The 526-nt window shown below is 45.4% G+C and carries 1 pseudogene; it reads right to left on the bottom strand.

The features are described from left to right. Positions 1-256: 256 nt before the first annotated feature. Positions 257-526: pseudogene (locus tag ACTHUR_RS17940) on the bottom strand (ABC transporter permease); the annotation flags it as partial.

The following is a 526-nucleotide window of genomic DNA, read 5'->3' as shown; positions in this document are numbered from 1 at the left end:
AGCCAGTACGATGGCCAGCGCAGCGGCTGAAAGGGTTTTGAAGAATGTGTTGATTTGCATATTTTGCTCCTAATGGATGATAAAACGGTTTCAGACGGCCTCAAGCCGCCGCCGTCAAAAAAGAGGGATTGTAAATCTATTTTGGAAATATGAGGATGTTTTTTGTAAATTTATTTGGAATATATATCCTAATATGTTCTAAATAGATAACAGGCCGTCTGAAAAATAGTAATCTATTTCAGACGGCCTGGTTTGTTTAACGTTTATCCAGTTTGCGTGCCAATCTGTTGCCGATACCTTGAATCAGGATAACGAGTAAAACCAGGATGGCGACGATGAAGATGATGACTTCCATTTGATAGCGGTAGTAGCCGTAACGGATGGCAAGGTCGCCCAAGCCGCCGCCGCCAATCATACCTGCCGCCGCGCTGTACGACAGAAGGCCGATAGCCAGTACGGTAATGCTGGAAACCATACCTGCGCGTGCTTCATTCAAAAGCACTTTGCAGATGATGCTCATGGGGGA

The organism is Neisseria sp. P0021.S007, assembly GCF_051956855.1.
This window is presented reverse-complemented; position numbering and strand designations above follow the sequence as displayed.